The following is a 25,517-nucleotide window of genomic DNA, read 5'->3' as shown; positions in this document are numbered from 1 at the left end:
TTGTTCTGTATCACTGTTTTTCCAACAACCACTGCCGTGGCCCCGGCGTAAACGAAGGCACTTCATCCGCCTGCGCAGTGTTCACGGCCTGGAAGATTTCCAGCTGCTTGCCCTTGCGCGCGAAGATCCACGGGTTGCCCTGGCCGTTGAGTTGCAGCCAGATACTATCGTAGCCGCCGCTCATTGAGGCGCAGTCACCCGCCAGGCACAGCGAGTACCGATCGACACCGGGCAAACCGGCGACTTTGCCGTCAGCCTGGAACTGCACCGTGGCGCCGTCGCCGTTCCCGTCGGTGATCTTCCAGTCGCCACCCATATAGGCGGCATACAGGGCGCGCTCGAAGTTGGCGCCCAGTGGCGCGCCTTCGGGGGCTGGGTCATTGGCACGGGCGAACAGCTGCTCAGGCTCATTGTCGTTGGCCACTTGCAGCAGTTGTTTGCCTTTGCGCTTGAGTTCGGTGGCGGAGCTGCCGTAGAAATCGACGCTCCAGGCGCCGGGTTTTTCACCGAGCAGCTTGCCTTCGGCGACTTCAAAACCGTTGTAGTAACGCGCCTGCGAAGCCTTGGTGTTGACCTCCCATTCGAGGTTCGGACCATAGGTTTGCAGTGCTTCACGCAAAGGGCCGCCCTTGGCTGCCGCGTTGATGGCGGCCTGGTTGATCCAGGTGCCGCTCACATCCAGATCGGCGGGGTTGCTGGCGCAGCCGCCGAGCAACAAGGCGAGCAACGAAGAGGCTACAAGCGCTTTGCGCATCACGAAATCCTTCTGAAACGAAGTCGGCGCAGCCTGTGGAGGCTGCGCCGGGTGTTTTACTCGATGACCAGAATCGCGTCCATCTCAACCTGTGCGCCCTTTGGCAGGGCGGCAACGCCGATAGCGGCGCGGGCTGGGTACGGCTGTTCGAAGTACTTGCCCATGATCTCGTTGACCTTGGCGAAGTGGCTCAGGTCAGTGAGGAAGATGTTCAGCTTGACGATGTCTTTGAACGAACCACCAGCGGCTTCAGCCACCGACTTGAGGTTTTCGAAGACCTGGACGGTTTGTGCTTCAAAGCCTTCAACCAGCTCCATGGTCTTTGGGTCCAGTGGAATCTGGCCGGACATGTAGACAGTGTTGCCCGCCTTGATCGCCTGGGAGTAAGTGCCAATGGCAGCAGGGGCTTTGTCGCTGGTGATAACAGTCTTGGTCATGAGTGACTCCTTGTAAGAGATCGGCTATGCGCGCATGCGGGTGATACGAATCACCCCGGTCAGGGCGCGCAGTTTCTTGATCACGCGGGCCAGGTGCACGCGGTCGTGCACGCTGACCACCAGCTGGACCACGCTGATGCGGCCATCGCGCTCATCCATGCTGATTTTCTCGATATTGCCGTCGGCCGCATTGACGCTGCTGGCCAGCAGGGCGATCAGGCCGCGCTGATGCTCCAGCTCAACGCGCAGTTCGACGTTGAATTCGCCGGTGACGTCCTTGGCCCACGAGAGCTGGATGCATTTCTCGGGGTTGTGGCGGATTTCAGTGATATTGCGGCAGTTGTCCAGGTGCACGACCATGCCTTTACCAGCCGACAAGTGGCCGACAATCGGGTCGCCCGGGATCGGCGTGCAGCACTTGGCGTAGCTGAGCACCAGGCCTTCCGTGCCGCGAATCGCCAGCGGGCCTTCGGGGCTTGGCAGCTGTTCGCCTTCGCCGAGCAGGCGCCGGGCGACCACATACGCCATGCGGTTGCCCAGGCCGATGTCTTCCAGCAGGTCTTCGATGGTTTCCTGGCGATACTCGTGGAGCATCGCTTGCACGCGCTCGGCCGGGATCTTCTCCAGGGCGCTGTCGAAACCATTGAGCACCTTGTTCAGCAGGCGTTCGCCAAGGCTGATGGACTCGGAGCGGCGTTGCAGTTTTAGGGCGTGGCGGATGTGTGTGCGTGCCTTGCCGGTGACCACGAAGTTAAGCCAGGCCGGGTTCGGGCGCGCGCCGGGTGCGCTGACGATCTCGACCGTGGAGCCGCTTTGCAGCGGCTCGGACAGCGGCGCGAGACGACGGTTGATCCGGCAGGCAATGCAGCTGTTGCCCACGTCGGTGTGTACCGCGTAGGCAAAGTCGACCGCCGTGGAGCCTTTGGGCAGCTCCATGATCCGGCCTTTGGGCGTGAACACGTAGACCTCGTCCGGGAACAGGTCGATCTTCACGCTTTCGATAAATTCCAGGGAGTTGCCGGCACGTTGCTGCATTTCCAGCACGCCTTTGACCCACTGGCGGGCGCGGGCATGCGTGCCTTTCGGCTGCTCGTCGCCGCTGGACTTGTACAGCCAATGCGCGGCGATGCCGTTGTTGGCCATCTCTTCCATTTCCCGCGTACGGATCTGGATCTCGATCGGCACTCCGTGCATACCGAACAGCGTGGTATGCAGCGACTGATAGCCGTTGGCCTTGGGAATGGCGATGTAATCCTTGAAGCGGCCTGGCAGGGGTTTGTACAAATTATGTACAGCGCCCAGCACGCGGTAGCAGGTATCGACCTTGTCGACGATGATCCGGAACGCGTACACGTCCATGATCTCGTTGAAGGCCCGACGCTTGCCGCGCATTTTTTTGTAGATGCCGTAGATGTGTTTCTGCCGGCCGCTGACTTCGCCTTCAATCTCGTCGATCGCCAGGCAATGGCTCAGCGACTCTTCGATCTTGTTGACGATTTCCTTGCGGTTGCCCCGGGCGCGCTTGACCGCCTGATAGATGCGCGCAGAGCGCATCGGGTGCATGGCCTTGAAGCCGAGGTCTTCGAATTCGATGCGGATGGCATGCATGCCCAGCCGGTTGGCGATGGGCGCATAGATTTCCAGGGTTTCCTTGGCGATGCGCCGGCGCTTTTCGCCGGACAGCACTTCCAGCGTGCGCATGTTGTGCAGCCGGTCGGCCAGCTTCACCAGGATGACCCGAATGTCTCGGGCCATGGCCATGGCCATCTTCTGGAAGTTTTCCGCCTGGGCTTCGGCCTTGGTTTCGAAGTTCATCTGGGTCAGTTTGCTGACCCCATCGACCAGTTCGGCCACGGTTTCGCCAAATTGCGCACTGAGCGCTTCCTTGGCGATGCCGGTGTCTTCGATCACGTCATGCAGCATCGCCGCCATCAGGCTCTGATGGTCCATGTGCATGTCGGCAAGAATATTGGCCACGGCAAGAGGATGCGTGACATACGCCTCACCACTGCGGCGGCGTTGGCCGTCGTGGGCTTGTTCGGCGTAGAAATACGCTCGGCGGACCAGGTTGACCTGGTCTGGGCCGAGGTAGGTCGATAAGCGATCGGCGAGGGCGTCTATGCTCGGCAAAGTGTTAACTCCTGCCGTTGGCTGTGACCCCGCGCCGTGCTACGTCGACCAGGCATAGGCTTAGACGGCCTCGTTGGACTCGTCCTCGAACGCTGCAAACAGCGGTTCGTCTTCAACGATTTCAGCGTTGGCGATGAACTCATAGCTCATCAGGCCTTCAGCGATTTCACGCAGGGCTACAACGGTAGGCTTGTCGTTTTCCCACTGGACCAGGGGCTCTTTGCCGCCAGTGGCCAGTTGACGGGCACGCTTGGTAGAGAGCATGACCAGCTCAAAGCGGTTATCCACGTGTTCTAGGCAGTCTTCAACGGTTACGCGGGCCATGGTATTCCTCGGAGCGAATGCAAGATGCGCGCTGCCCGGTTGGGCGAGCGGACTGAACAGTTTAAAAAATCACCAGCGTTTAGGGAAGCGCTGATTTTCCCGCGGCCTCGCAAAACGGCTACAAGTGCCAATGTAAAGCTCTTGCAGCGGTTTTGGGAAGGGCCAATCAGCCGAGCAGTTCGGCGAGTAATTTGCCGAAACGCTGCTGTTGGCGTTTTTGCTGGAGCTGATTGGCGCGGAAAATCGCCTTCAAATCGTCCAGGGCGCTGGCGAAATCGTCATTGATGATCAGGTAGTCGTAGTCGACGTAGTGGCTCATTTCGCTGACGGCTTCACGCATGCGGCCTTCGATGATCTCGTCACTGTCCTGGCCACGGTTGGTCAGGCGCTGGTGCAAGGCTTCGAGCGACGGCGGCAGGATAAAGATCGAACGCGCCTTCGGCATCAGCTGGCGCACTTGCTCGGCACCCTGCCAGTCGATTTCCAGGATCAGGTCGTGGCCTTCGTCCAGAGTCTGCTGCAGGTGGCTTTGCGAGGTGCCGTAGAGGTTGCCGAACACTTCGGCACGCTCCAGGAAGTCGCCGTGCTCGATCATCTTGACGAACTCGGTGCGCTCGACGAAGTGGTAGTGCACGCCGTTCACTTCGCCCGGGCGCATGGCGCGGGTGGTGTGCGAGACCGAGATGCGGATCTGCTCGTCAGCGTCGGTCAAAGCCTTGACCAGGCTGCTCTTGCCCGCGCCCGAAGGGGCGGAAATGATGTAAAGGGTGCCGGTGCTGTGGGTCATGGAAGTTGCCTTACTCAATATTCTGTACTTGTTCGCGCATCTGCTCGATCAACACTTTGAGGTTGACCGCAGCTTGTGTGCTGCGCGGATCAAACGCTTTGGAGCCCAGTGTATTGGCTTCGCGGTTGAGTTCCTGCATCAGGAAGTCCAGGCGCCGACCAGCGGCGCCGGCAGACTTGAGCACGCGGCGCACTTCGAGGATGTGGGTGCTCAGGCGGTCGAGCTCTTCGGCCACGTCACTTTTCTGCGCCAGCAGCACCATTTCCTGCTCCAGGCGCGTCGGGTCGAGGTCGGCCTTCATGTCGGTGAAACGGTCCAGAACCTTCTGGCGCTGGGTGGCGAGCATCTGCGGCACCAACTCGCGCAGGGTGACCACGTCTTCCTCGATCGCGCTCAGGCGCTCGCTGATCAGGCGCGCCAGTTCGGCGCCCTCACGCTCGCGGCCGGCCTTGAGCTCCTGCAAACCCTGGTTGAACAGGGCGAGGGCTTCGGCATTGAGGGCCTGCGGGTCGGTGGCGTCGGCCACCAGTACGCCGGGCCAGGCCAGCACTTCCAGCGGGTTCAGCGCGGCGGGTTGCTTGATCAGGCCGGCGATGGTTTCAGCGGCGGCGACCAGTTGCGCGGCGCGGTCGCGGTCGATCTGCAGCGGCTTGCCGGTGGTTTCTTCGGTAAAACGCAGGGTGCATTCCAGCTTGCCGCGGGAAATGCCCTGGCGCAGCGCTTCACGCACGGCGCCTTCGAGGTCGCGGAAGGATTCCGGCAGACGCAGGTGCGGCTCCAGGTAACGGCTGTTGACCGAGCGCAGTTCCCAGCTCAGGGTGCCTTGGGCGCCGGCTTTTTCGACGCGGGCGAAGGCGGTCATGCTGTGCACCATGGAGGTACCTCGCGATGCAGTCCCGCAAATACGGGCTGATGGGTAAATTGAAGCCGACAGGCTGCGAAGGCGCAGGATTGTAGCGCAGTGAGGCGAACGCGCCCAAACAATGGGCGCCAGGCCCGCCATTCGTAACCGAATTTTTTAGAAGTGCCCCGAATCGGCTGGCGGCTCTATAATGCTCGGCAGTTTTTCGTCCTCCGTACAGGTATCCCCTATGAAACGTCCAAGTGGTCGCGCTGCCGATCAGCTCCGCTCGATCCGCATCACCCGCAACTACACCAAACACGCCGAGGGATCTGTACTGGTCGAGTTTGGCGATACCAAGGTGATCTGCACCGTCAGCGTCGAAAACGGCGTGCCGCGCTTCCTCAAGGGCCAGGGTCAGGGTTGGTTGACCGCCGAATACGGCATGCTGCCGCGCGCCACCGGCGAGCGTAACCAGCGTGAAGCCAGCCGTGGCAAGCAAGGCGGCCGCACCCTGGAAATCCAGCGCCTGATCGGCCGTTCGCTGCGCGCAGCGCTGGACATGTCCAAGCTGGGCGACGTGACCCTGTACGTCGATTGCGACGTGATCCAGGCCGACGGCGGCACCCGCACTGCCTCCATCACCGGCGCCATGGTGGCCTTGGTTGATGCGCTGAAAGTGATCAAGAAGCGTGGCGGCCTGAAAGCCGGCGACCCGCTCAAGCAGATGATCGCTGCCGTATCGGTGGGCATGTACCAGGGCGAGCCGGTCCTCGATCTGGACTACCTGGAAGACTCGGCTGCCGAGACCGACCTGAACGTGGTAATGACCAGCAGCGGTGGTTTCATCGAAGTGCAGGGCACCGCCGAAGGCGCGCCATTCCAGCCGGCCGACCTGAACGCCATGCTGGCCCTGGCCCAGAAAGGCATGACCGAAATCTTCGAACTGCAGAACGCCGCACTGGCTGACTGAAACGGCCGCAAGGAGCAACGCCATGAGTGACCACCAACTGCCTGTGCCCACGCCTCCTTACGAAGTGCGTCAGGGCGCGATGTTGTGTCACCTCGCGGCGTTCCTGGGGTTTGTGTTTCCCTTCGGCAGTGTCGTCGGGCCGCTGATCCTGTGGCAGATGAAGAAGGAAGTGGACCCATTCATTGATGATCAGGGCAAGGAGGCCTTGAACTTCCAGATCACCGTGGCCATTGCCTGGCTGGTTTGCATCGTGCTGGCTTTTGCGGTGATTGGTTTTTTCCTGATGACTGCCCTGGCAATCGCCACGGTGGTGCTGACGATCATCGGCGCAATCAAAGCCAGCAAGGGGATTGCCTATCGCTATCCCTTTACCTGGCGATTGGTCAAATAGTGAGCGCCCACAAAAAAACCGACAGCGATGTCGGTTTTTTTGTGCCTGGAAAAAGACCTTAGATGGTCAATGTCCAGTCGTAGTCCACGATCAGCGGCGCGTGCTGCGAGAAGCGTGGCTGACGCGGCAGGCGTGCGCTGCGAACAAAGCGGCGAAGCCCCGGGGTCAGCAACTGATAGTCGAAACGCCAGCCCAGGTTAAGCATCTCGGCCTGTTCGTTATCCGGCCACCAGCTGTACTGGTCGCCTTCGCGGCTGACTTCGCGCAGGGCGTCAACATAGCCCATGTTGCCGACAATCTCGTCCATCCAGGCACGTTCCGGCGCCAGGAAGCCCGGGGATTGCTGGCTGTCGCGCCAGTTCTTGATATCCAGCTTCTGTTGCGCCACGTACAGCGAGCCACAGTAAATGTACTCGCGACGTTTGCGTCGCTGTTTATCCAGATAACGGGCGAAATCGTCCATTAGCTTGAACTTCTGGTTCAAGTCTTCATCGCCGTTCTGCCCCGAAGGGAGCAGCAAGGTCGCGATGCTGACCTTGTCGAAATCGGCTTGCAGGTAGCGCCCGTAGCGGTCGGCTGTCTCGAAGCCGAGGCCGCTGATGACCGCCTTGGGTTGCAACCGCGAGTACAAAGCCACGCCACCTTGGGTGGGCACTTCGGCATCGCAGGCATAAAGGAAGTAGCCATCCAGTTGGAAGGCTGGGTCGTCCAGTTCAAAGGCGGAGGCGCGGGTGTCCTGCAGGCAGATGACGTCGGCATTCTGTGCTTGCAGCCAACTGAGCAAACCACGCTCGACTGCAGCCTGAATACCATTGACGTTCACACTGATGATCCGCATAAATGGCCCCAAAAATCGCGTGCGTGTATGATACACGCCGTCTACCTAATTAGCTAAATCCGTGGTATCTGAGGCTTTTTTCATGCAGGCGTATCAACGCGATTTCATTCGTTTTGCCATCGATCGCGGCGTTTTGCGCTTCGGTGAGTTCACTCTGAAGTCCGGGCGCACCAGCCCGTACTTCTTCAATGCAGGCTTGTTCAACTCGGGTTCGGCCCTGGCTCAGCTGGGTCGTTTCTACGCGGCAGCCATCGTTGAAAGCGGCATTTCCTTCGACGTTTTGTTTGGCCCAGCCTACAAGGGCATCCCGCTGGCGGCCGCGACTGCCGTGGCGTTGGCTGAGCATCACGGGCTGGATCTGCCGTGGTGCTTCAACCGCAAAGAGGCCAAGGCACATGGCGAAGGCGGTAGCCTGGTTGGGTCTCCGCTCAAGGGCGACGTGCTGATCATCGACGACGTGATCACCGCCGGTACCGCCATCCGTGAAGTGATGCAGATCATCGCGTCCCAAGATGGCGCCAAGGCCGCGGGCGTGCTGATCGCGTTGAACCGTCAGGAGCGCGGCAACGGTGAGTTGTCGGCCATTCAGGAAGTTGAACGTGATTTCGGCATTCCGGTGGTGAGCATTGTGTCGCTGAACCAGGTGTTGCAGTTCCTGGAAGACGATCCGCAGCTCAAGCAGCATTTGCCGGCCGTTAAGGCTTATCGCGAGCAATTTGGTGTCTGACACTGATTTCTCTGTGTGAGAGGGGGCTTGCTCCCGATAGCGGTGTATCAGTTGATTGATTCAGCACTGATCCACTGCTATCGGGGGCAAGCCCCCTCCCACATTTTGATCTGCAGTGTTTTCAAATCCTGCAAACAAAAAGGCCCCGCTCAATTCGATTGAGCGGGGCCTTTTTGTTTCTAGTGCTTAAGGACGCTTGCGATTACTGATCAGCGTGCCCACACCGGTATCGGTGAAGATTTCCAGCAGGATTGCATTTGGCACGCGGCCATCCAGGATCAGCGAGCTGCCGACGCCGCCTTGCACGGCTTCCAGCGCGCAACGGATCTTCGGCAGCATGCCGCCGTAGATGGTGCCGTCGGCGATCAACTCGTCCACCTGCTGGGTGGTCAAGCCCGTCAGCACCTTGCCTTCCTTGTCCATCAGGCCGGCAATGTTGGTCAGCAGCATCAGCTTCTCAGCCTTCAGCGCTTCGGCCACTTTACCGGCTACCAGGTCGGCGTTGATATTGTAGGACTCACCGTTGGCGCCCACGCCGATTGGCGCGATCACCGGGATGAAGTCGCCTTTGACCAGCAGGTTCAGCAGGTCGGTGTTGATGCCGATCACTTCACCTACCTGGCCGATGTCGATGATTTCCGGCTGGGTCATCTCCGGTGTCTGACGGGTAACGGTCAGTTTTTTCGCGCGGATCAGCTCCGCGTCCTTGCCGGTCAGGCCAATGGCGCTGCCGCCATGACGGTTGATCAGGTTGACGATGTCTTTGTTGACCTGGCCACCGAGGACCATCTCCACCACGTCCATGGTCTGCGCGTCTGTAACGCGCATGCCATCAATGAAGTGACTCTCGATCGACAAGCGCTTGAGCAGGTCGCCGATTTGCGGGCCGCCACCGTGCACCACCACCGGGTTGATCCCGACAGCTTTCATCAACACGATGTCGCGGGCAAAGCCGGTTTTCAGCTCTTCGCTTTCCATGGCATTGCCGCCGTACTTGATCACCAGCGTCTTGCCGACGTAGCGTCGAATGTAAGGCAACGCTTCGGACAGGACCTTGGCAGTATTGGCAGCGGCTTCGCGTTCGAGGGTCATTCAGGGCTCCGGTAAAAAATCAGAACGGTAATTGGAGATCAGGGGCAACACGTTTCAACTGGGCGTGGAACACGTCCTTGATGCGCTGCAACTCAGCCTCGGTATCCGCCTCGAAACGCAGGACCAGCACCGGTGTGGTGTTGGACGCGCGAACCAGGCCCCAGCCTTTGGCGTAATCGACTCGCACACCATCAATGGTGGTCAGGTTGGCGCCTTCACCCCATTGCGCATCGTGCAGTGCGTCAATGATGCTGAATTTGCTCTCCTCGGTCACATGGATATTGATCTCTGGCGTAGAAATATCATTCGGGAAGGTCTGAAACAGCTCCTGCGCCGTGGATTTTTCCTTGCTGAGGATCTCCAGCAGACGGGCGGCGCTGTAAATGCCGTCGTCGAACCCGAACCAGCGCTCTTTGAAGAACACGTGGCCGCTCATTTCGCCGGCCAACAGCGCGCCGGTTTCCTTCATTTTCTTTTTGATCAACGAGTGGCCGGTCTTCCACATTAGTGGGCGACCGCCGTATTCCTTGATCAGTGGGGTGAGGCGGCGGGTGCACTTCACGTCGAAGATGATTTCGGCGTTGGGGTTACGGGCCACCACATCACGGGCAAACAGCATCAGCAGGCGGTCGGCGAACACGTTCTCGCCGGTGTTGGTCACCACGCCGACGCGGTCGCCGTCACCGTCGAAGGCCAGGCCCACGTCGGCGCCGGTTTCCTTGACCTTGGCGATCAGGTCCACCAGGTTTTCAGGCTTGCCCGGGTCCGGGTGGTGGTTAGGGAAGTTGCCGTCAACGTCGCAGAACAACGGAATCACTTCGCAGTTCAGGGCTTCGAGCAGTTGCGGGGCAATCACGCCGGCCGCGCCGTTGCCGCAGTCCACTACCACTTTCAGGCGGCGGGCGAGTTTGACGTCGCCCGTGATCTGGTCAGAGTAGCGTTGAAGAATATCGACTTTGGTGATGCTGCCGGTGCCGGTGGTCAGATCGTTGGTCTTCAAGCGCTCGTGCAGCGCTTGAATCTGTTCGTTGGCGAGGGTGTCGCCGGCGATGACGATCTTGAAACCGTTGTAGTCCGACGGATTATGGCTGCCGGTGAGCATAACGCCGGACTTGCCAGCCAGTACGTTGGCTGCGTAGTACAGCGCAGGGGTCGGTACCAGGCCCACATCGCTGACGTGGCAGCCGCTGTCGGCCAGGCCCTGGATCAGTTGCTCCACCAGCTCCGGGCCGGACAAGCGGCCATCGCGGCCTACCGATACATTGGGTTCGCCCTGGGCCAGGCTTTGGGAGCCGATGGCACGGCCGATCCAATAGGCGGTTTCGGCGGTCAGGGTCTTGGGCACGACGCCACGAATGTCATAGGCGCGAAAGATGCTGTCGGGAAATGTCGGGGCTACTCGGGCTGCGGTACTCATCGCGGGGGGAAACTCCATCTGAAGGGGGCAAAGCTGGCCTTAAAGTGGCTGACCGGCAGGCTCAAACTGAAGGGTATGACGGCGTTTTCGGCAGAGAGTTCGTGGTGCAAAAGTGCCATCGGAGCTGGCACTCCGTGCTTATGGCTGCGTAATGTGTTGATTTCAATGATGAAATCTCGCTGATTAATTCCGCGCATTCTTCGTCCTGAAAAGCCTTGCGGTGGCATCGGGCCGGACAAAAGCGTCCGGCCTGATTCAGCTTAGTCAGTGGCTGCCGGAATGCCCAAAACCGCCTGCGCCGCGTTGAGTCTCATCGAACTCCTGAACCAGTTCGAAGTGCGCCTGCACCACCGGCACCAGCACCAGTTGCGCGATACGCTCGCCAACAGCAATGTTGAAGGCGGTCTGGCCGCGGTTCCAGCACGACACCATCAACTCGCCCTGGTAGTCGGAGTCGATCAGGCCGACCAGGTTGCCCAGCACGATGCCGTGTTTGTGGCCCAGGCCGGAGCGCGGCAGGATCAATGCCGCCAGGCCGGGGTCGCCAACGTAAATCGACAGGCCGGTAGGGATCAGGAGGGTCTGGCCGGGTTCAAGAACAGTGTCTTGCTTGAGCATGGCGCGCAGGTCCAACCCGGCGGAGCCTGGGGTGGCGTAGGCCGGCAGTGGGAATTCGTTGCCGATGCGTGGGTCGAGAATCTTGGTTTGCAAAGCGTGCATGTCAATTAAACCTGGTTCAGCCGTTGGGCGATAAATGAGATCAGTTGGCGGGCAATCTTGCCTTTGCTGGTCTGGGCGAAAACGGTGGCGTGCAACTCGCGGTCGATCACGCTGATGGCATTTTCCTCGCTGTTGAAGCCGATGCTCGGGTTGGCGACATCATTGGCAACGATCAGGTCGAGGTTTTTGTCTTTCAATTTGCGTGCCGCGTAGTCCAGCAGGTGCTCGGTTTCGGCGGCAAAGCCGACGCTGAAAGGGCGGTCCGCACGCGTGGCGATGGTTGCCAGAATGTCGGGGTTGCGCACCATTTGCAGGAGCAGGCCGTCGCCGCTTGTAGGGTCTTTCTTAAGCTTTTGCGGGGCTACGACTTCCGGGCGGTAGTCTGCAACCGCCGCCGAGGCGATAAACAGGTCGCAGGGAATGGCTGCCTCGCAGGCCGCCAGCATGTCCCGGGCGCTGACTACGTCGATTCGCGTGACCCGATCAGGCGTCGGCAAGTGCACCGGGCCGGTGATCAAGGTGACACGTGCGCCTGCCTCAACCGCCGCTTCGGCCAAGGCAAAGCCCATTTTTCCTGAGCTATGGTTGGTGATGTAGCGCACCGGGTCGATGTTTTCCTGAGTCGGGCCGGCGGTGATCAGCACGTGTTTGCCGGTGAGGGCCAGGTGCTGGAAACACTCGGCGGCGCACAGCGCCAGGTCGGTGGCTTCGAGCATGCGGCCCATGCCGACGTCGCCGCAGGCCTGGCTGCCGGACGCCGGGCCGAACACCTTGAGGCCTCGGCTTTGCAGGAGCTGGGTGTTGGCCTGGGTCGCCGAGTCGCGCCACATGGCCTGGTTCATGGCCGGGGCGATGGCGACGGTGGCGTCGGTGGCCAGCACCAGGGTGGTCAGCAGGTCATCGGCGATGCCTTGGGCCAGGCGGGCGATCAAGTCGGCGGTGGCCGGGGCGATCAGTACCAGATCGGCCCATTTGGCCAGCTCGATATGGCCCATCGCGGCTTCGGCCGCCGGGTCCAGCAGGTCCAGATGAACCGGGTGGCCGGACAAGGCTTGCATGGTCAGCGGGGTGATGAACTCGCTGCCGCCGCGGGTCATGACTACGCGCACTTCGGCGCCCTGGTCCAGAAGCCTGCGAACCAGCTCTGCGCTCTTGTAGGCGGCAATGCCGCCGCCGACGCCGAGAACGATGCGTTTCCGATACAGACGCTGCATTGGTTTGCCTTTCCAGTTCAGTGATGCCAGTTCAGTGACGCCTGCGATGCCCCCTCCCCAGGAGAAATCGCACGCAAAAAAGAGGGCTTAAGATAACACAGCGTCCGCCGGGCAACAGCGGCGCACATGCACACGGAGGTGGGATGAGTATTCGCGATTGGCCTGTGGCGGAACGTCCGCGGGAGAAACTTTTGGAATGGGGCGCGGCAACGTTGTCGGACGCCGAACTGCTGGCGATCTTCCTGCGCACCGGGGTGTCGGGCAGAAGCGCGGTCGACCTGGCGCGCCATTTATTGGCGCAATTTGGTGGCCTTCGCCCGCTGCTGGAGGCCAACCAGACGCTGTTCAGCCAGCATTTGGGGTTAGGGCCGGCAAAGTTTGCCCAGTTGCAGGCGGTGCTGGAGATGTCCCGGCGGCACATGGCCGAGCGCCTGCGGGCGGACTCGGTGCTGGAAAGCCCGCTGGCCGTGCGTGATTACCTTAAGGCGCTGTTGCGCCATGAGCCCCACGAGATCTTCGGTTGTCTGTTTCTCGACTCGAAGCACCGCGTTCTGGGGTTTGAGGCGCTGTCCCAGGGCACCATCGACACTGCCATTGTTTACCCGCGGCAAGTGGTCAAGCGTGCGTTGGCGTACAACGCGGCAGCATTGATTCTGTGTCACAACCATCCTTCGGGGAGTGTCGAGCCGAGTGCGGCTGATCGAAAATTGACCAAGTTGCTGCAAAAGGCGTTGGAGGTGGTGGATGTGCGGGTGCTGGATCACATCATTGTCGGCGATGGTGATCCATTGTCGATGGCGGAATACGGGTGGATGTAGCCCCGCCCACAAGGGCGGGGCTGGTCATCAGGGCTTGACGCTGACTTTCGAGAAGTCCTGGCGCCCGAACGGGCTCACCTGATAGCCCTCGACATTCTTGCGTGTCAGGGCAAACGCGGTCGGATGCGCCAGCGGCAGCCACAACGCCTGCTGCTGGATTTGCGCCTGGGCCTGTTGATACAGCTTGGTGCGCACGCCTTGCTCGCTGGTGGTCTTGCCGGCGCTGATCAGTTTGTCCAGCGCGGGTTCGCAGTAGCGGGCGAAGTTGGTGCCGGATTTCACCGCCGCGCAAGAGAACTGCGGGGTCAGGAAGTTATCCGGGTCGCCGTTATCGCCGGCCCAGCCCATGAACAGCAGGTCATGTTCACCGGCCTTGGCGCGGCGAATCAGTTCGCCCCATTCGATCACACGGATCTCTGCCTGGATGCCGATCTTGGCCAGGTCTGCCTGCAACAGTTGTGCGCCCAGGTTAGGGTTGGGGTTCAGCAAGCTACCGGTCGGGCGTGTCCAAATGGTGGTCTTGAAACCGCCTTTGAGCCCCGCGCGGTCGAGCAGCGTCTTGGCCTTGGCAATGTCCTGTGGATAACCCGGCAGGTCTTTGGCATAGCTCCAGGTATTGGGTGGATAAATGCCATTGGCCGCCTCGGCGGTGCCTTCAAACACAGCCTTGAGGTAGCTGTTCTTGTCAAAAGCCAGGTTGATTGCCTGGCGCACTTCCGGCTTGTCCAGCGGCGGATGCTGGCTGTTGATGGCCACGAATGCAGTCATGAAGGCAGCGGTTTTCTCCACCTTCAATGCCGGGTCTTTTTCGGCCTCGCCTACATCCAGCGGCTTGGGCGAGAGGGCGATCTGGCATTCGTCGCGATGCAATTTCTGCAGGCGCACGTTGGCGTCCGGGGTAATGGCGAACAGCAAGTTATCCACAGCCGGTTTGCCGGCGAAATAGTCCGGGTTGGCTTTGTAGCGAACCACGGCATCTTTCTGGAACCGTACGAAAACAAACGGGCCGGTGCCGATCGGTTGGCTATTGAGTTTCTCCGGGGTGCCGGCCTTGAGCAGCTTGTCGGCGTATTCGGCCGGGTAGATCGAGGCAAAACCCATGCTCAGCGCGGCGAGGAAGGTCGAGTCGGCGTGATCGAGCGTGAAGCGCACGGTCAGCGGGTCGAGGGCGTCGATTTTCTTGACCAGCGTCGGCAACTGTAGCGACTGGGCATGCGGGAAACCGCTTTGGGCGATCTTGTGCCACGGGTTGGCCGGATCGAGCATGCGTTCGAAACTGAAGCGCACATCTTCGGCGGTGAGGGTGCGGCTTGGGGTGAAGTATTCGGTGCGGTGGAATTTCACGTCCGGGTGCAGCTTGAAGGTGTACGTCAGGCCATCTGGCGAAACGTCCCAACTGTCCGCGAGGCTCGGCACCAGCTTGCCGCTGGCGGCGTCGTAATCCACCAGGCGGTTCATCAGGACGTCGGCCGAGGCATTGGTAGTGGTCAGCGAGTTGTATTGCACCACATCGAACCCTTCAGGGCTGGCTTCGGTACACACGCTCAAACTGGTAGCAGCCAGGGCCGTCGGCGTAATAAATAGAGGGGCTAGCAATAGCGGTAGGGCAGCGAGGCGCATGTTCGGTTTCCTTTGCAGATCGAAGGCCCATCTGCGAGTGCAGTCTGGAAAAAGCCTACCGTAGTGGTCTGATTGATAAATGACCAGTCCATTTTTGCCTGTGCTTTTGGCGCAAATGCTGTTTTGATGGCGCCTCAGCGCGTTTCGCCGCGCACTTCATCGTGCGTGCGGGCGCTGTAAATCATTCTGTGCGACGAGCGGTCGGCTGTGACAGCGGCCACTCCTGGCAACGGTTCAGGCGTCTGTCGCCAAGATTTACGCCGGTAAAAACACACGGGCTGTTGTTGCACCTTGGTCTTTCTGGTATAAAGCAGCGCTCTTTTCTAGGGGCCCGGTTCCTTCACTGTAGGTGTAGCCGGTAAGACCCTTAAAGAAACGCGGCGCCTGGCGCCAAATGACTGAGAGATTAAGCGGCCAACCCATGCCGGGTTGGGCATGTGGTTTTAGAGGGCTGAGGCATGTCGAGAGTCTGTCAAGTTACCGGTAAGGGTCCGGTGACTGGGAATAACATTTCCCACGCAAATAACAAAACCCGTCGTCGTTTCCTGCCGAACCTGCAGCATCACCGCTTCTGGGTTGAAGAAGAGAAACGTTTTGTTCGCCTGCGTGTATCTGCCAAAGGCATGCGTATCATCGACAAGCGCGGCATCACTGTCGTGCTGGCCGAAATCCGCGCCGCCGGCAAGATCTAAGGAGCTTTATCATGCGTGAATTGATTCGAATGATCTCTAGCGCCGGTACTGGTCACTTCTACACTACCGACAAGAACAAGCGTACTACCCCGGACAAGCTCGAAAAGAAAATGTTCGACCCGCGCGTTCGCAAGCACGTGATCTACAAAGAAGGCAAAATCAAGTAATTGATTTTCTTCCTTGTGAAAAAAAGCCCGTCTCTCACGAGTCGGGCTTTTTTTTGCCTGTGATTTGCTGATCAGGCTTTCTGTTCGAACACCACGTAGATCTTGCGGCACGGTTCCAGCACTTCCCAGGTGCCGCTGAAACCCGCGGGGATCACGAAGCGGTCGCCAGCACGCAAGGTCTTGACGTTACCATCGGCATCGCGCAGCACCGAAACGCCCTGCACGATTTCGCAGTACTCATGCTCGCTGTAGTTGACCTTCCATTGCCCGACTTCACCTTCCCAGACCCCGGCGCTCATCTGGCCGCACGGGCTGTTGTAGTGGTTGTAGAGGGTTTGCTCGGGATCGCCCTTGAGGACTTTTTCGGCAGCAGGCCGGTAGCGTTCGGGGGCGGTATTGGCTTGGCTGAAGTCGACGATGTCCTGGATGCTCATGTGCGTGTCCCGTCTGGCCTGCGGTTGGAGAGTCCAAAGTCTATGTTTATTAAAATGAACATCGCAAGGGCGTTTACCGGCGTTGTGTCAAATATATTGAAACACCCCCAGCCGCTGGTTTAGGGTGGCAGCTGCCTTGAGCCGAACAGCAGGCTGGCCGGGCAAGAATTCTTTGAGGCTGCCGGGGGACATCACCTGGCCCTTGTATTCAATAAGAGGAGGACACTCGCATGACCACCCTGACCCGTGCCGACTGGGAACAACGCGCCAAGGATCTGAAGATCGAAGGCCGCGCCTACATCAATGGCGAATACACCGCCGCTGTTTCCGGTGACACGTTCGAATGCATCAGCCCGGTCGATGGCCGCCTGCTGGCAACCGTCGCCAGCTGCGACGCCGCCGACGCCCAGCGCGCTGTAGAAAATGCCCGCGCCACCTTCAATTCCGGCGTCTGGTCACGTCTGGCACCGGCCAAGCGCAAGTCCGTCATGATCCGTTTCGCCGCGCTGCTCAAGGCCAATGCCGAAGAGCTGGCCCTGCTCGAAACCCTGGACATGGGCAAGCCGATCAGCGACTCCCTGGGCATTGACGTGCCTGGCGCAGCCAACGCGCTGAGCTGGAGCGGCGAGGCCATCGACAAGATCTACGACGAAGTCGCCGCCACGCCGCACGATCAATTGGGCCTGGTGACCCGCGAGCCGGTCGGCGTTGTCGGCGCGATCGTGCCGTGGAACTTCCCTCTGATGATGGCCTGCTGGAAACTCGGCCCGGCGCTGTCCACCGGTAACTCGGTGATCCTCAAGCCGTCCGAAAAATCCCCGCTGACCGCCATCCGCATCGCGGCCCTGGCCGTTGAAGCTGGCATTCCAAAAGGCGTGTTCAACGTGCTGCCGGGCTACGGCCACACGGTTGGCAACGCGCTGGCGCTGCACATGGACGTCGACACCCTGGTGTTCACCGGTTCCACCAAAATCGCCAAGCAGCTGTTGATTCGCTCCGGCGAGTCCAACATGAAGCGCGTGTGGCTGGAAGCGGGCGGCAAGAGCCCGAACATCGTGTTCGCCGATGCTCCGGACCTGCAAGCGGCGGCCGAATCCGCCGCTGGCGCCATCGCCTTCAACCAGGGCGAAGTCTGCACCGCCGGTTCGCGTCTGCTGGTGGAGCGCTCCATCAAGGATAAATTCCTGCCGCTGGTGATCGAGGCCCTCAAAGGCTGGAAGCCAGGCAACCCGCTGGACCCGGCAACTAACGTCGGTGCGCTGGTGGACACCCAGCAGATGAATACCGTGCTGTCGTACATCGAAGCGGGCCACGCCGACGGCGCCAAGCTGGTTGCGGGCGGCAAGCGCACCCTGGAAGAAACCGGTGGCACTTACGTTGAGCCGACGATTTTCGACGGCGTGACCAACGCCATGAAGATTGCCCAGGAAGAAATCTTTGGCCCGGTTCTGTCGGTGATCACCTTCGACAGCGCCGAAGAAGCCATCGCCATCGCCAACGACACCCAGTACGGCCTGGCCGCAGCGGTGTGGACTGCGGATATCTCCAAGGCGCACCTGACGGCCAAGGCCTTGCGCGCCGGTAGCGTGTGGGTCAACCAGTACGATGGCGGCGACATGACCGCGCCGTTTGGTGGCTTCAAGCAGTCCGGTAACGGTCGCGACAAGTCGCTGCACGCGTTCGACAAGTACACCGAACTGAAGGCGACCTGGATCAAGCTGTAACCCTGTAGGAAACACCGCAGGCCAAATGTGGGAGCTGGCTTTTGTGGGAGCTGGCTTGCCTGCGATAGCATCACCGAGGTGTGACTGACACACCAAGGTGCTTGCATCGCGGGCAAGCCCGGCTCCCATCTAGGCTCGCTCCTACATTTCGTTTGAAACCCTGAAAATTATCCACAGGAGCGTGGACATGCGTTGGGCGACTTATTTCGCCGTCCTGGCCTCGGTACTGAGTGTCGGCCTGGCCCTGGGCGTCAGCATGCCGCTGGTGTCCCTGCGCCTTGAAGGCTGGGGCTACGGCAGTTTCGCCATTGGGGTGATGGCGGCCATGCCGGCCTTCGGCGTACTGCTGGGCGCAAAGGTCTCCAGCCGCATGGCCTCATGGCTGGGCACCGCCAACCTGATGCGCCTGTGTCTGTGGGCCGGTGCAGTGTCCATCGGCCTGCTGGCAATCCTGCCCAGCTACCCGGTCTGGCTGGTCTTGCGGCTGATGATCGGGGTGATCCTGACCATCGTGTTTATCCTCGGTGAAAGCTGGATCAACCAATTAGTGGTGGAGCAATGGCGTGGCCGCCTGGTGGCGCTGTATGGCTGCAGTTATGCCTTGAGCCAGCTGTCGGGGCCGCTGCTGCTGGGTCTGATCGGCACCGACCATGATTACGGCTTCTGGGTGGGCGTGGGCCTGCTGATGGTCGCGCCACTGCTGTTGCTGGGGCGCTCCGGCGCGCCGACGGCTGAATCCTTCAGTGTCACCTTTGGCGACTTATGGCGTTTTTGCCTGAGCCTGCCGGCGATTGCCTGGGCGGTGGCTTTATTCGCGGCGTTCGAAGCGATGATTCTGACGCTGCTGCCGGTGTATTGCCTGCAACAGGGTTTCACGGCCGAGGTCGCCTTGGCCATGGTCAGCACGGTAGTGGTGGGCGATGCGCTGTTGCAATTGCCCATCGGCGCATTGGCTGACTACCTGCCGCGTCGCACGCTGTTCTTGAGCTGTGCGGTGCTGTTGCTGATCTCGAGCCTGGCGATTCCACTGCTGATACACACCCCGCTGATCTGGCCGGTGTGGGTGATCTTCGGCGCCAGTGCCGGTGGGTTGTTCACCTTGTCGCTGATCCTGATCGGCGAGCGTTACCGCGACGATGCGCTGGTGCGCGCGAATGCTCACGTGGCGCAGTTGTGGGGCATCGGTTGCTTGATAGGGCCGTTGGTGGCCGGTGCGGGCAGCCAGTGGATCAGCGGGCACGCGTTGCCGTTGCTGATGGCGGCCGGCGCGTTGGGGCTGGTGGTGCTGCTGTTGCGTCAGGGTGCATTTGGCGTCGCACAGCCCGCCTGATTTGAAATGCAATCAACTGTAGGAGCTGGCTTGCCTGCGATAGCGGTGTGTCAGGTGCCAACACGGCATCTGACACTCCGCCATCGCGGGCAAGCCCGCTCCCACACTGGATCTTCATTGTTCCTACAGCATCCGCTCCAGACCGACAGAGGTAGCAAACCAGGCATTAAACCTGCGCCACCAATTGCCGGGTTCATCGGTCAGCGTGTGCAGTTGGCCGTTATCCTCAGTGACCCATACCACTTGGCCATCCTGCAATTTCGCCTGGTAGCTCAACGCCGGCGCCATACCTTGCAGCGCCAGGTTGCGCACGTGTTCCGCCAGCTCGGGGCTGTCCACCAGCACGCCGACTTCGGTGTTCCACAGCACTGAGCGCGGGTCAAAATTGAACGAGCCGATAAACGACTTTTCCCGATCAAAGATCATCGCCTTGCTGTGCAGACTGGAGTCCGAGCCGTGCAGCGAGCCCCGGCGAAACAGATGCGGGCCGCTGCCTGCACTGGGGTCGCCGGGTTGGCGGCGCAGCTCGTAGAGTTTTACGCCGTGCTCCAGCAGTGCCTTACGGTACGGCGCATAGCCGCCATGTACCGCCGGTACATCGGTGGCTTCGAGCGAGTTGGTCAGCAAGCTCACAGACACTCCCGCGTCGGCTCGGCCGGTCAGATACACGAGCCCAGGCTGGCCGGGGACGAAATACGCCGAAATCATGATCAGCTCATGGTTGACGCCTTCAAGCTCCGGCGCCAGTTGGGTGGTCAGCAGCAACTGCGGGTCCGGGTCGGCCTTGGCCAGCACCTTGCTCGGCGCGTCCCACAGCGCCTGGTTCCAGGCCCAGATCAACTCGCGGCGCCAGATGCCCATGCGTGGTTGGGTCTGGTAGGTGCGCAAGCGGTTGTACAGCGCATGGTTCTGTTGGCGGGACTCGGCGAGCGAATCTTGCAGGCGCACGCGGGCGGCGGCCAGGTCACGTTTGGAGGGGCTGTTGGAGACAAAGTCATCAATCGGTTTGCTCAGCGCGCTGTTCCAGTACTGATCGAAGCTGTGCCCGAGTTGCTCGGCCACCGGGCCCACGCTGAGCATGTCGATATCGGTGAAATTCAAGTTGGGCTCGGCGTCGAAATACTCGTCGCCCAGGTTGCGGCCGCCGACGATGGCGACGCTGTTGTCCGCCAGCCACAACTTGTTGTGCATGCGCCGATGTTGCAGCGACAGGTTGAACAGGCGCCCCATGGCCCGCGTGACGCCGGTGCTGCGGCCCAGGTGCAGCGGGTTGAACAGGCGAATTTCGATCTTCGGGTGGGCGGCGAGGGTGGCGATGACCTGGTCGAGACCGTCGCTGGTGGTGTCATCCAGCAGGATGCGCACGCGCACGCCGCGGTCGGCCGCCTTGAGCAGTTCGTCCACAAGCATGCGCGTGCTGATGCCGTCGTGGACGATGTAGTACTGCAGGTCGAGGCTGCTCTGGGCGTTGCGGATCAGTTCGGCGCGGGCCATGAAGGCTTCGCTGCTGTTGGGCAGCAAACGAAAACCTGAGCGGCCTTGATGCGGCGCCGCCTGCGCCTGGATCGACCGGCCGAATGAGGATTGCGCGGCGGGCAGGGCGTCGCTGGGGATGCGCGGCGTGTCGACTGTTGCGCAGCCGCCCAGCGCCAGAGCGCCCAGCAGGAAAAACGGTAAAAGCCGTTGGATCATCAAGGGCGCTGCTTCCAGGTCAGGGCGATTGTGGGCATAAGACGGCTAATTCCGGCGAAAGGTCAGTCTGGCGTCTCGGCGAGCATCTTGATCGCGGCGGCGCCGACTTTGCGTACTGCTTCTTCAATTTGCGGCGTCGGCTTGGCAGCGTAGTTCATGCGCAGGCAGTTGCGGTATTTGCCGGAGGCGGAAAAGATACTGCCTACCGCCACCTGTACGCCTTGTTCGACCAACACGCGGTTGAGCTTGAGCGTGTCGAAGCCTTCCGGCAGTTCCACCCAGAGCATGAAGCTGCCTTGAGGCCGGCTGGCGCGTGTGCCGGCCGGGAAGTAGTGGCTGACCCAGTCGAGCATCAGGTCGCGATTGCGCTGGTATTGAGTGCGCATCCGCCGTAAATGCGGTTCGAAATGGCCACTTTTCAAGAACTCGGCAATCGCGATTTGTGGTTGGGTCGCGGTGGAACCGGTGCTGATGTATTTCATGTGCAGCACCCGCTCCAGGTAGCGCCCGGGCGCTACCCAGCCAATGCGTAAACCGGGCGCCAGGGTTTTCGAGAACGAGCTGCACAGCAGCACGCGGCCGTCTTCATCGAAGGATTTGATCGTACGCGGGCGAGGGTAGCTGTAGGCCAATTCGCCATACACATCGTCTTCAATGATCGCCACGTCAAAGCGCTGGGCCAGGGTCAGCAACGCACGTTTGCGTGCCTCCGGCATGATGTAGCCCAACGGGTTGTTGCAGTTGGGCGTCAGCTGAATGACCTTGATCGGCCACTGTTCCAGCGCCAGTTCCAGCGCTTCAAGGCTGATGCCGGTGATTGGGTCCGTTGGGATTTCCAGGGCCTTCATGCCCAGGCCTTTAAGGGTCTGCATGGCGCCGTGAAAGCTTGGCGAGTCCACCGCGACGATATCGCCCGGTTCACAGATCGCGTGAAGGCTGGCGGACAGCGCCTCATGGCAACCAGTGGTGATCACGATGTCTTCGGCCGTCAGCTGGCAACCGGAATCCAATGACAGGCGTGCAATTTGTTCGCGCAACTCCATACAGCCGAGGATGTTGTCGTAATACAGCCCCGGCAGATCCTGGCGGCGACTCACCCGTGCAAGGCTGCGCAGCAGGGGTTTCATGGTCGGTGACAATACATCCGGCATGCCACGGCCCATCTGTATGACGTCTTTGCGCGGCACCGCGCGTATCAGTTCCAGCACCTGGTCCCATTGCGAGATTTCCACCGGCCGCTGGGCCGGGCGGCCTACCTCGGGCAGCGCCGGCAGCTCGCGCCCAACCGGCACAAAGTAGCCGGATTTGGGCTTTGGCATCGCCAGGCCGTTGTCTTCCAGCAAGCGGTAGGCTTGTTGCACGGTGCTCAGGCTAACCCCATGTTCAACGCTCAACGCGCGCACAGACGGCAAGCGATCGCCGGGGCGATAGAAGCCCTGTTCGATGCGCGTGCCCAGCAATTCGGCGAGGTTGACGTAAAGGGTCATGGCGGTCGCTCCCGAGGACCAGTACAGATAGGCGGAAAATACAGGATTCAGGCGTCCATGGGCAGCATCTGTATGGATTTAATAAAGATGCGTTGAATCTGTCATGGTTTTGCCGTTGCGCTCACGCTAGTCACTCATGGCAACAAGCAAATGAGGGGCAGCAAAATGAGCGGCATAAGCGATGTGCGTCTGATGTTACACAGTCAGGAATTGCAGGCAGGGCAAGAGCGCGCGACGGCGCCGCGGGATATCAGCCGCTGGCGTTTGTTCTTGCATCGCTGCCACACGCGCAAGGCTTTGCTGCATTTGACCCGCGAACAACTGCGCGACGTCGGGCTGAGCGTCGAGCAAGCGCGCGAGGAAGGCCTGAAACCGTTCTGGCGCGATTGATCAGACCAGCTCTTTGAACCGGTGCCAGAGCATTCCCAATGCCAGTAGCGGCGAACGCAAATGTTTACCGCCGGGGAAGGTGATGTGCGGCACTTGGGCGAACAAATCGAAACGACCCTGCTGCTGGCCGCTGATGGCTTCGGCCAGCAGCTTGCCGGCCAGGTGCGTGGCATTGAGGCCGTGGCCGGCGTAGGCCTGGGCGTAATACACATTGGGTTGATCGGCCAGCCGGCCAATCTGTGGCAAGCGGTTGGCGCCGATGCCGATCATGCCGCCCCACTGGTAGTCGATCTTCACGTCGGCCAGTTGTGGGAACACCTTGAGCATTTTTGGGCGCATGTAGGCACCGATGTCCTGTGGATCCCGTCCGGAATAGTGACAGGCACCGCCGAACAACAGGCGGCGGTCGGCGGACAACCGGAAGTAATCCACCGTCACCCGTTGATCACACACGGCCATGTTCTGCGGCAGCAGGTGGGCGGCCTGGGCTTCGCTCAATGGTTCGGTGGCGATGATGTAGCTGCCGGCGGGCAGCACTTTGCCGCTCAGGTGTGGGTTGAGGCCATTGAGGTAGGCGTTGCACGCCAACACCAGGGTCCTGGCGCGCACATTGCCGAGGGCGGTGTGCACGTTGACTTCAGGGCCATAGTCGATGCGTGTTACTTCGGACTGCTCGAACAGCTTCACGCCCAGCTTCTGCGCGGCGGCGGCTTCGCCGAGGGCCAGATTCAGCGGGTGCAAATGACCAGAACCCATGTCGATCATGCCGCCCACGTAGCGGTCGGAACCAATCACGCTGCTCATCTGGTTGGCTTGCAGCAGGCGCACTTCATGGCGATAGCCGAGGCTGCGCAGTTCTTCGACATCTTCGGCCAGGTCGTGCAGGTGCTGAGGTTTATTCGCCAGGTCGCAGTAACCCCAGGTCAGGTCGCAGGGGATTTGATAGCGCTCGACGCGCTCGCGCACGATCTCCACGGCTTCCAGGCCCATCAACTTCATCTGGCGCACACCGTCGGTGCCGATCACGTTGGCAAACTGGTCCAGGCCATGGCCGACGCCGCGAATCAGCTGGCCGCCGTTACGACCACTGGCGCCCCAGCCCATCTTGCGCGCCTCCAGCAACACCACGCTGTAACCGCGCTCGGCCAGTTCCAGGGCGGTGTTGAGCCCGGAGTAACCGCCGCCAATCACGCACACATCGGCGCTGACCTCGCCCGTCAACGCCGGGTAATCGGGTTGTGGGACGCTGCTGGCGGCGTAGTAGGAAGCGGTGTGCCGGGCGCTGGCGGTCATGGGGAGCATCCCTGTTTGGAAAATTTGACGCAGGATACAGCGGTCGGACGAAGCTGTCTGCGCAGGGCGTTTTGCGTCAGAATCCACGCCTATTCGCCGTCCGGTATGTGTTCCGATGAGTTGCAACAGTCAGAAAATCAGCGCGCTGCGTAGGCAGATTCCTTCGTTCGAGTGTGTTCCGGGTTGCCACGATTGCTGTGGGCCGGTGACCACCTCGCCCGAGGAAATGTCGCGCCTGCCACGCAAGACCGCAGCCGAGCAGGACGCGGCCATGGACGAGCTGAACTGCGTGCACCTTGGGCCCAACGGCTGCACGGTATATGACGAGCGGCCGCTGATTTGCCGGTTGTTTGGCACCACCAAGACCCTGCCGTGCCCCAACGGGCGGCGGCCGGTGGAGCTGATTCATCCGCGGGTTGAGAAGCAAATCCACGAATACATGGCCAGCACCCGGCAGGTGCTGGTCTAGCGACTATACGCGGTCAAAATGTGGGAGCGGGCTTGCTCGCAAAGGTGGTGAATCAGTCGATGAGTCTGGTGACTGACACTCCGCTTTCGCGAGCAAGCCCGCTCCCACATTGACCGTATTGTGTCGGTCAGTCCGGAATCGGCAGGTTCAAGCTCTCCTTGACCTCTTCCATCACGATATAGCTCTTTGATTCGCGCACATGGGGCAACTTGAGCAAGATGTCGCCGAGCAATTTGCGGTACGAGGCCATCTCGGAAATGCGCGCTTTCACCAGGTAGTCGAAGTCACCCGACACCAAATGGCACTCCAGCACATGGGGCAGTTTGAGCACGGCGCGGCGGAATTCTTCAAAGGTGTCGCCGGACTTGTAATCGAGGCTGATCTCGACAAATACCAGCAAACTGCCCTTCAAATGCTGCGGATTGAGCCGCGCGTTGTAACCCATGATGATCCCTTCGCGTTCCAGGCGGCGTACGCGCTCGGTGCACGGCGTGGTCGACAGCCCGACCTTTTCCCCCAGCTCCGTGAATGAAATGCGCCCGTCGGTTTGCAGGATGCGCAGGATATTGCGGTCGATCTTGTCCAGCTCCCGCTTGGTCTGGGTGTTGGTACGCATAGGGGATACGCCTCTGTGAAAAGGGTTTTTGCCGAGAATTGTCGCCAAATATAGGCATTTATATAGTGAAATGCACTGGCAGTTGCTTTTTATACTGCGCTCATCATTGCTCCAATAACACACGTCAGCGGCCAAGCCCG

General features: G+C 60.6%; 26 protein-coding genes and 1 pseudogene. 10 read left to right on the top strand and 17 right to left on the bottom strand.

Annotated features, from left to right (window positions below; all coding sequences use genetic code 11):
- Window positions 1-10: 10 nt before the first annotated feature.
- The 6 genes from NTD89_RS09330 to NTD89_RS09305 form a co-directional block, all read right to left on the bottom strand.
- Window positions 11-754, bottom strand: coding sequence for a hypothetical protein (locus tag NTD89_RS09330; RefSeq protein WP_145158154.1), 744 nt, complete (start codon window positions 752-754; stop codon window positions 11-13).
- Window positions 755-810: 56 nt separating this feature from the next.
- Window positions 811-1,191: a RidA family protein gene (locus NTD89_RS09325; protein ID WP_003176922.1), complete on the bottom strand. Its 381-nt coding sequence runs from the start codon at window positions 1,189-1,191 to the stop codon at window positions 811-813.
- Window positions 1,192-1,215: 24 nt separating this feature from the next.
- Window positions 1,216-3,321: a bifunctional GTP diphosphokinase/guanosine-3',5'-bis pyrophosphate 3'-pyrophosphohydrolase gene (gene spoT, locus NTD89_RS09320; RefSeq protein WP_083356111.1), complete on the bottom strand. Its 2,106-nt coding sequence runs from the start codon at window positions 3,319-3,321 to the stop codon at window positions 1,216-1,218.
- A 60-nt stretch (window positions 3,322-3,381) separates the two neighbouring features.
- Complete coding sequence (rpoZ, locus tag NTD89_RS09315) at window positions 3,382-3,645, bottom strand: DNA-directed RNA polymerase subunit omega (RefSeq protein WP_003176920.1); 264 nt, start codon at window positions 3,643-3,645, stop codon at window positions 3,382-3,384.
- A 166-nt stretch (window positions 3,646-3,811) separates the two neighbouring features.
- Window positions 3,812-4,432 (bottom strand): guanylate kinase, encoded by a 621-nt coding sequence (gene gmk / locus NTD89_RS09310; protein ID WP_106575862.1) that lies wholly within the window; start codon window positions 4,430-4,432, stop codon window positions 3,812-3,814.
- 10 nt (window positions 4,433-4,442) lie between these two features.
- Window positions 4,443-5,306 (bottom strand): YicC/YloC family endoribonuclease, encoded by an 864-nt coding sequence (locus NTD89_RS09305; RefSeq protein ID WP_242199573.1) that lies wholly within the window; start codon window positions 5,304-5,306, stop codon window positions 4,443-4,445.
- Window positions 5,307-5,523: 217 nt separating this feature from the next.
- On the opposite strand from NTD89_RS09305, the gene rph reads away from it, so the two are divergent.
- Both rph and NTD89_RS09295 read left to right on the top strand, forming a co-directional pair.
- Entirely contained in the window at window positions 5,524-6,246 is a 723-nt protein-coding gene (gene rph, locus NTD89_RS09300; RefSeq protein ID WP_106575860.1) for a ribonuclease PH, read from the top strand.
- Between the two features lie 22 nt (window positions 6,247-6,268).
- Window positions 6,269-6,637 carry a DUF4870 domain-containing protein gene (locus tag NTD89_RS09295; protein WP_145158149.1) on the top strand — a complete coding sequence of 123 codons (369 nt, stop codon included), beginning with the start codon at window positions 6,269-6,271 and terminating at the stop codon, window positions 6,635-6,637.
- 58 nt (window positions 6,638-6,695) lie between these two features.
- Here the strand turns inward: NTD89_RS09295 and NTD89_RS09290 are convergent, their stop codons facing one another.
- Complete coding sequence (locus NTD89_RS09290) at window positions 6,696-7,475, bottom strand: exodeoxyribonuclease III (RefSeq protein WP_003195493.1); 780 nt, start codon at window positions 7,473-7,475, stop codon at window positions 6,696-6,698.
- A gap of 82 nt (window positions 7,476-7,557) precedes the next feature.
- On the opposite strand from NTD89_RS09290, the gene pyrE reads away from it, so the two are divergent.
- Window positions 7,558-8,202, top strand: a complete 645-nt coding sequence (pyrE, locus tag NTD89_RS09285) for an orotate phosphoribosyltransferase (protein ID WP_262207226.1) — start codon at window positions 7,558-7,560, stop codon at window positions 8,200-8,202.
- Between the two features lie 186 nt (window positions 8,203-8,388).
- On the opposite strand, the gene argB is transcribed toward pyrE, so the two are convergent.
- The 4 genes and pseudogenes from argB to coaBC all read right to left on the bottom strand — a co-directional run bounded on the left by argB (window position 8,389) and on the right by coaBC (window position 12,645).
- Window positions 8,389-9,294 (bottom strand): acetylglutamate kinase, encoded by a 906-nt coding sequence (gene argB / locus NTD89_RS09280; RefSeq protein ID WP_017735763.1) that lies wholly within the window; start codon window positions 9,292-9,294, stop codon window positions 8,389-8,391.
- 19 nt (window positions 9,295-9,313) lie between these two features.
- A pseudogene (locus NTD89_RS09275) lies at window positions 9,314-10,735 on the bottom strand (phosphomannomutase/phosphoglucomutase); the annotation flags it as partial.
- A gap of 240 nt (window positions 10,736-10,975) precedes the next feature.
- The gene (gene dut, locus NTD89_RS09270) at window positions 10,976-11,431 is read right to left on the bottom strand and encodes a dUTP diphosphatase (RefSeq protein ID WP_262207224.1); all 456 of its coding nucleotides are present in this window, start codon (window positions 11,429-11,431) and stop codon (window positions 10,976-10,978) included.
- A 5-nt stretch (window positions 11,432-11,436) separates the two neighbouring features.
- A complete protein-coding gene (coaBC, locus tag NTD89_RS09265) occupies window positions 11,437-12,645 on the bottom strand; it encodes a bifunctional phosphopantothenoylcysteine decarboxylase/phosphopantothenate--cysteine ligase CoaBC (RefSeq protein WP_262207222.1) in 1,209 nt (402 codons plus the stop codon).
- 143 nt (window positions 12,646-12,788) lie between these two features.
- Here coaBC and radC point away from each other — a divergent pair, with 143 nt between their 5' ends.
- Entirely contained in the window at window positions 12,789-13,463 is a 675-nt protein-coding gene (gene radC / locus NTD89_RS09260; protein WP_119737230.1) for a RadC family protein, read from the top strand.
- 27 nt (window positions 13,464-13,490) lie between these two features.
- Here the strand turns inward: radC and NTD89_RS09255 are convergent, their stop codons facing one another.
- Window positions 13,491-15,083 (bottom strand): ABC transporter substrate-binding protein, encoded by a 1,593-nt coding sequence (locus NTD89_RS09255; RefSeq protein ID WP_262207219.1) that lies wholly within the window; start codon window positions 15,081-15,083, stop codon window positions 13,491-13,493.
- A 458-nt stretch (window positions 15,084-15,541) separates the two neighbouring features.
- Between NTD89_RS09255 and rpmB the strand changes: the two genes are divergently transcribed.
- Both rpmB and rpmG read left to right on the top strand, forming a co-directional pair.
- Window positions 15,542-15,775 (top strand): 50S ribosomal protein L28, encoded by a 234-nt coding sequence (gene rpmB, locus NTD89_RS09250; protein WP_003176907.1) that lies wholly within the window; start codon window positions 15,542-15,544, stop codon window positions 15,773-15,775.
- 11 nt (window positions 15,776-15,786) lie between these two features.
- The gene (rpmG, locus tag NTD89_RS09245; protein WP_003176906.1) at window positions 15,787-15,942 is read left to right on the top strand and encodes a 50S ribosomal protein L33; all 156 of its coding nucleotides are present in this window, start codon (window positions 15,787-15,789) and stop codon (window positions 15,940-15,942) included.
- 71 nt (window positions 15,943-16,013) lie between these two features.
- Here rpmG and NTD89_RS09240 read toward each other — a convergent pair whose 3' ends face one another.
- A complete protein-coding gene (locus tag NTD89_RS09240) occupies window positions 16,014-16,376 on the bottom strand; it encodes a cupin domain-containing protein (RefSeq protein WP_262207218.1) in 363 nt (120 codons plus the stop codon).
- A 230-nt stretch (window positions 16,377-16,606) separates the two neighbouring features.
- On the opposite strand from NTD89_RS09240, the gene NTD89_RS09235 reads away from it, so the two are divergent.
- Entirely contained in the window at window positions 16,607-18,100 is a 1,494-nt protein-coding gene (locus NTD89_RS09235; protein ID WP_145158132.1) for an aldehyde dehydrogenase, read from the top strand.
- A gap of 187 nt (window positions 18,101-18,287) precedes the next feature.
- Window positions 18,288-19,430 carry an MFS transporter gene (locus tag NTD89_RS09230; protein ID WP_262207216.1) on the top strand — a complete coding sequence of 381 codons (1,143 nt, stop codon included), beginning with the start codon at window positions 18,288-18,290 and terminating at the stop codon, window positions 19,428-19,430.
- 123 nt (window positions 19,431-19,553) lie between these two features.
- Here NTD89_RS09230 and NTD89_RS09225 read toward each other — a convergent pair whose 3' ends face one another.
- Together NTD89_RS09225 and NTD89_RS09220 are read right to left on the bottom strand one after the other, a co-directional pair.
- Window positions 19,554-21,122 carry a phospholipase D family protein gene (locus NTD89_RS09225; protein WP_262207214.1) on the bottom strand — a complete coding sequence of 523 codons (1,569 nt, stop codon included), beginning with the start codon at window positions 21,120-21,122 and terminating at the stop codon, window positions 19,554-19,556.
- Between the two features lie 62 nt (window positions 21,123-21,184).
- Window positions 21,185-22,609, bottom strand: a complete 1,425-nt coding sequence (locus NTD89_RS09220; RefSeq protein ID WP_262207212.1) for a PLP-dependent aminotransferase family protein — start codon at window positions 22,607-22,609, stop codon at window positions 21,185-21,187.
- A 165-nt stretch (window positions 22,610-22,774) separates the two neighbouring features.
- Between NTD89_RS09220 and NTD89_RS09215 the strand changes: the two genes are divergently transcribed.
- Window positions 22,775-22,999: a DUF1127 domain-containing protein gene (locus NTD89_RS09215; RefSeq protein WP_262207210.1), complete on the top strand. Its 225-nt coding sequence runs from the start codon at window positions 22,775-22,777 to the stop codon at window positions 22,997-22,999.
- Here the strand turns inward: NTD89_RS09215 and NTD89_RS09210 are convergent, their stop codons facing one another.
- A complete protein-coding gene (locus NTD89_RS09210) occupies window positions 23,000-24,292 on the bottom strand; it encodes an NAD(P)/FAD-dependent oxidoreductase (RefSeq protein WP_262207208.1) in 1,293 nt (430 codons plus the stop codon). It abuts the gene before it with no gap.
- A gap of 115 nt (window positions 24,293-24,407) precedes the next feature.
- On the opposite strand from NTD89_RS09210, the gene NTD89_RS09205 reads away from it, so the two are divergent.
- A complete protein-coding gene (locus NTD89_RS09205) occupies window positions 24,408-24,761 on the top strand; it encodes a YkgJ family cysteine cluster protein (RefSeq protein WP_016975913.1) in 354 nt (117 codons plus the stop codon).
- A 127-nt stretch (window positions 24,762-24,888) separates the two neighbouring features.
- Here the strand turns inward: NTD89_RS09205 and NTD89_RS09200 are convergent, their stop codons facing one another.
- Window positions 24,889-25,377, bottom strand: a complete 489-nt coding sequence (locus NTD89_RS09200) for an Lrp/AsnC ligand binding domain-containing protein (protein WP_003176896.1) — start codon at window positions 25,375-25,377, stop codon at window positions 24,889-24,891.
- Between the last annotated feature and the right edge of the window lie 140 nt (window positions 25,378-25,517).

Origin of the sequence: Pseudomonas sp. 14P_5.3_Bac1 (assembly GCF_025466135.1) — a bacterium.
GTDB lineage: Bacteria > Pseudomonadota > Gammaproteobacteria > Pseudomonadales > Pseudomonadaceae > Aquipseudomonas.
This window is presented reverse-complemented; position numbering and strand designations above follow the sequence as displayed.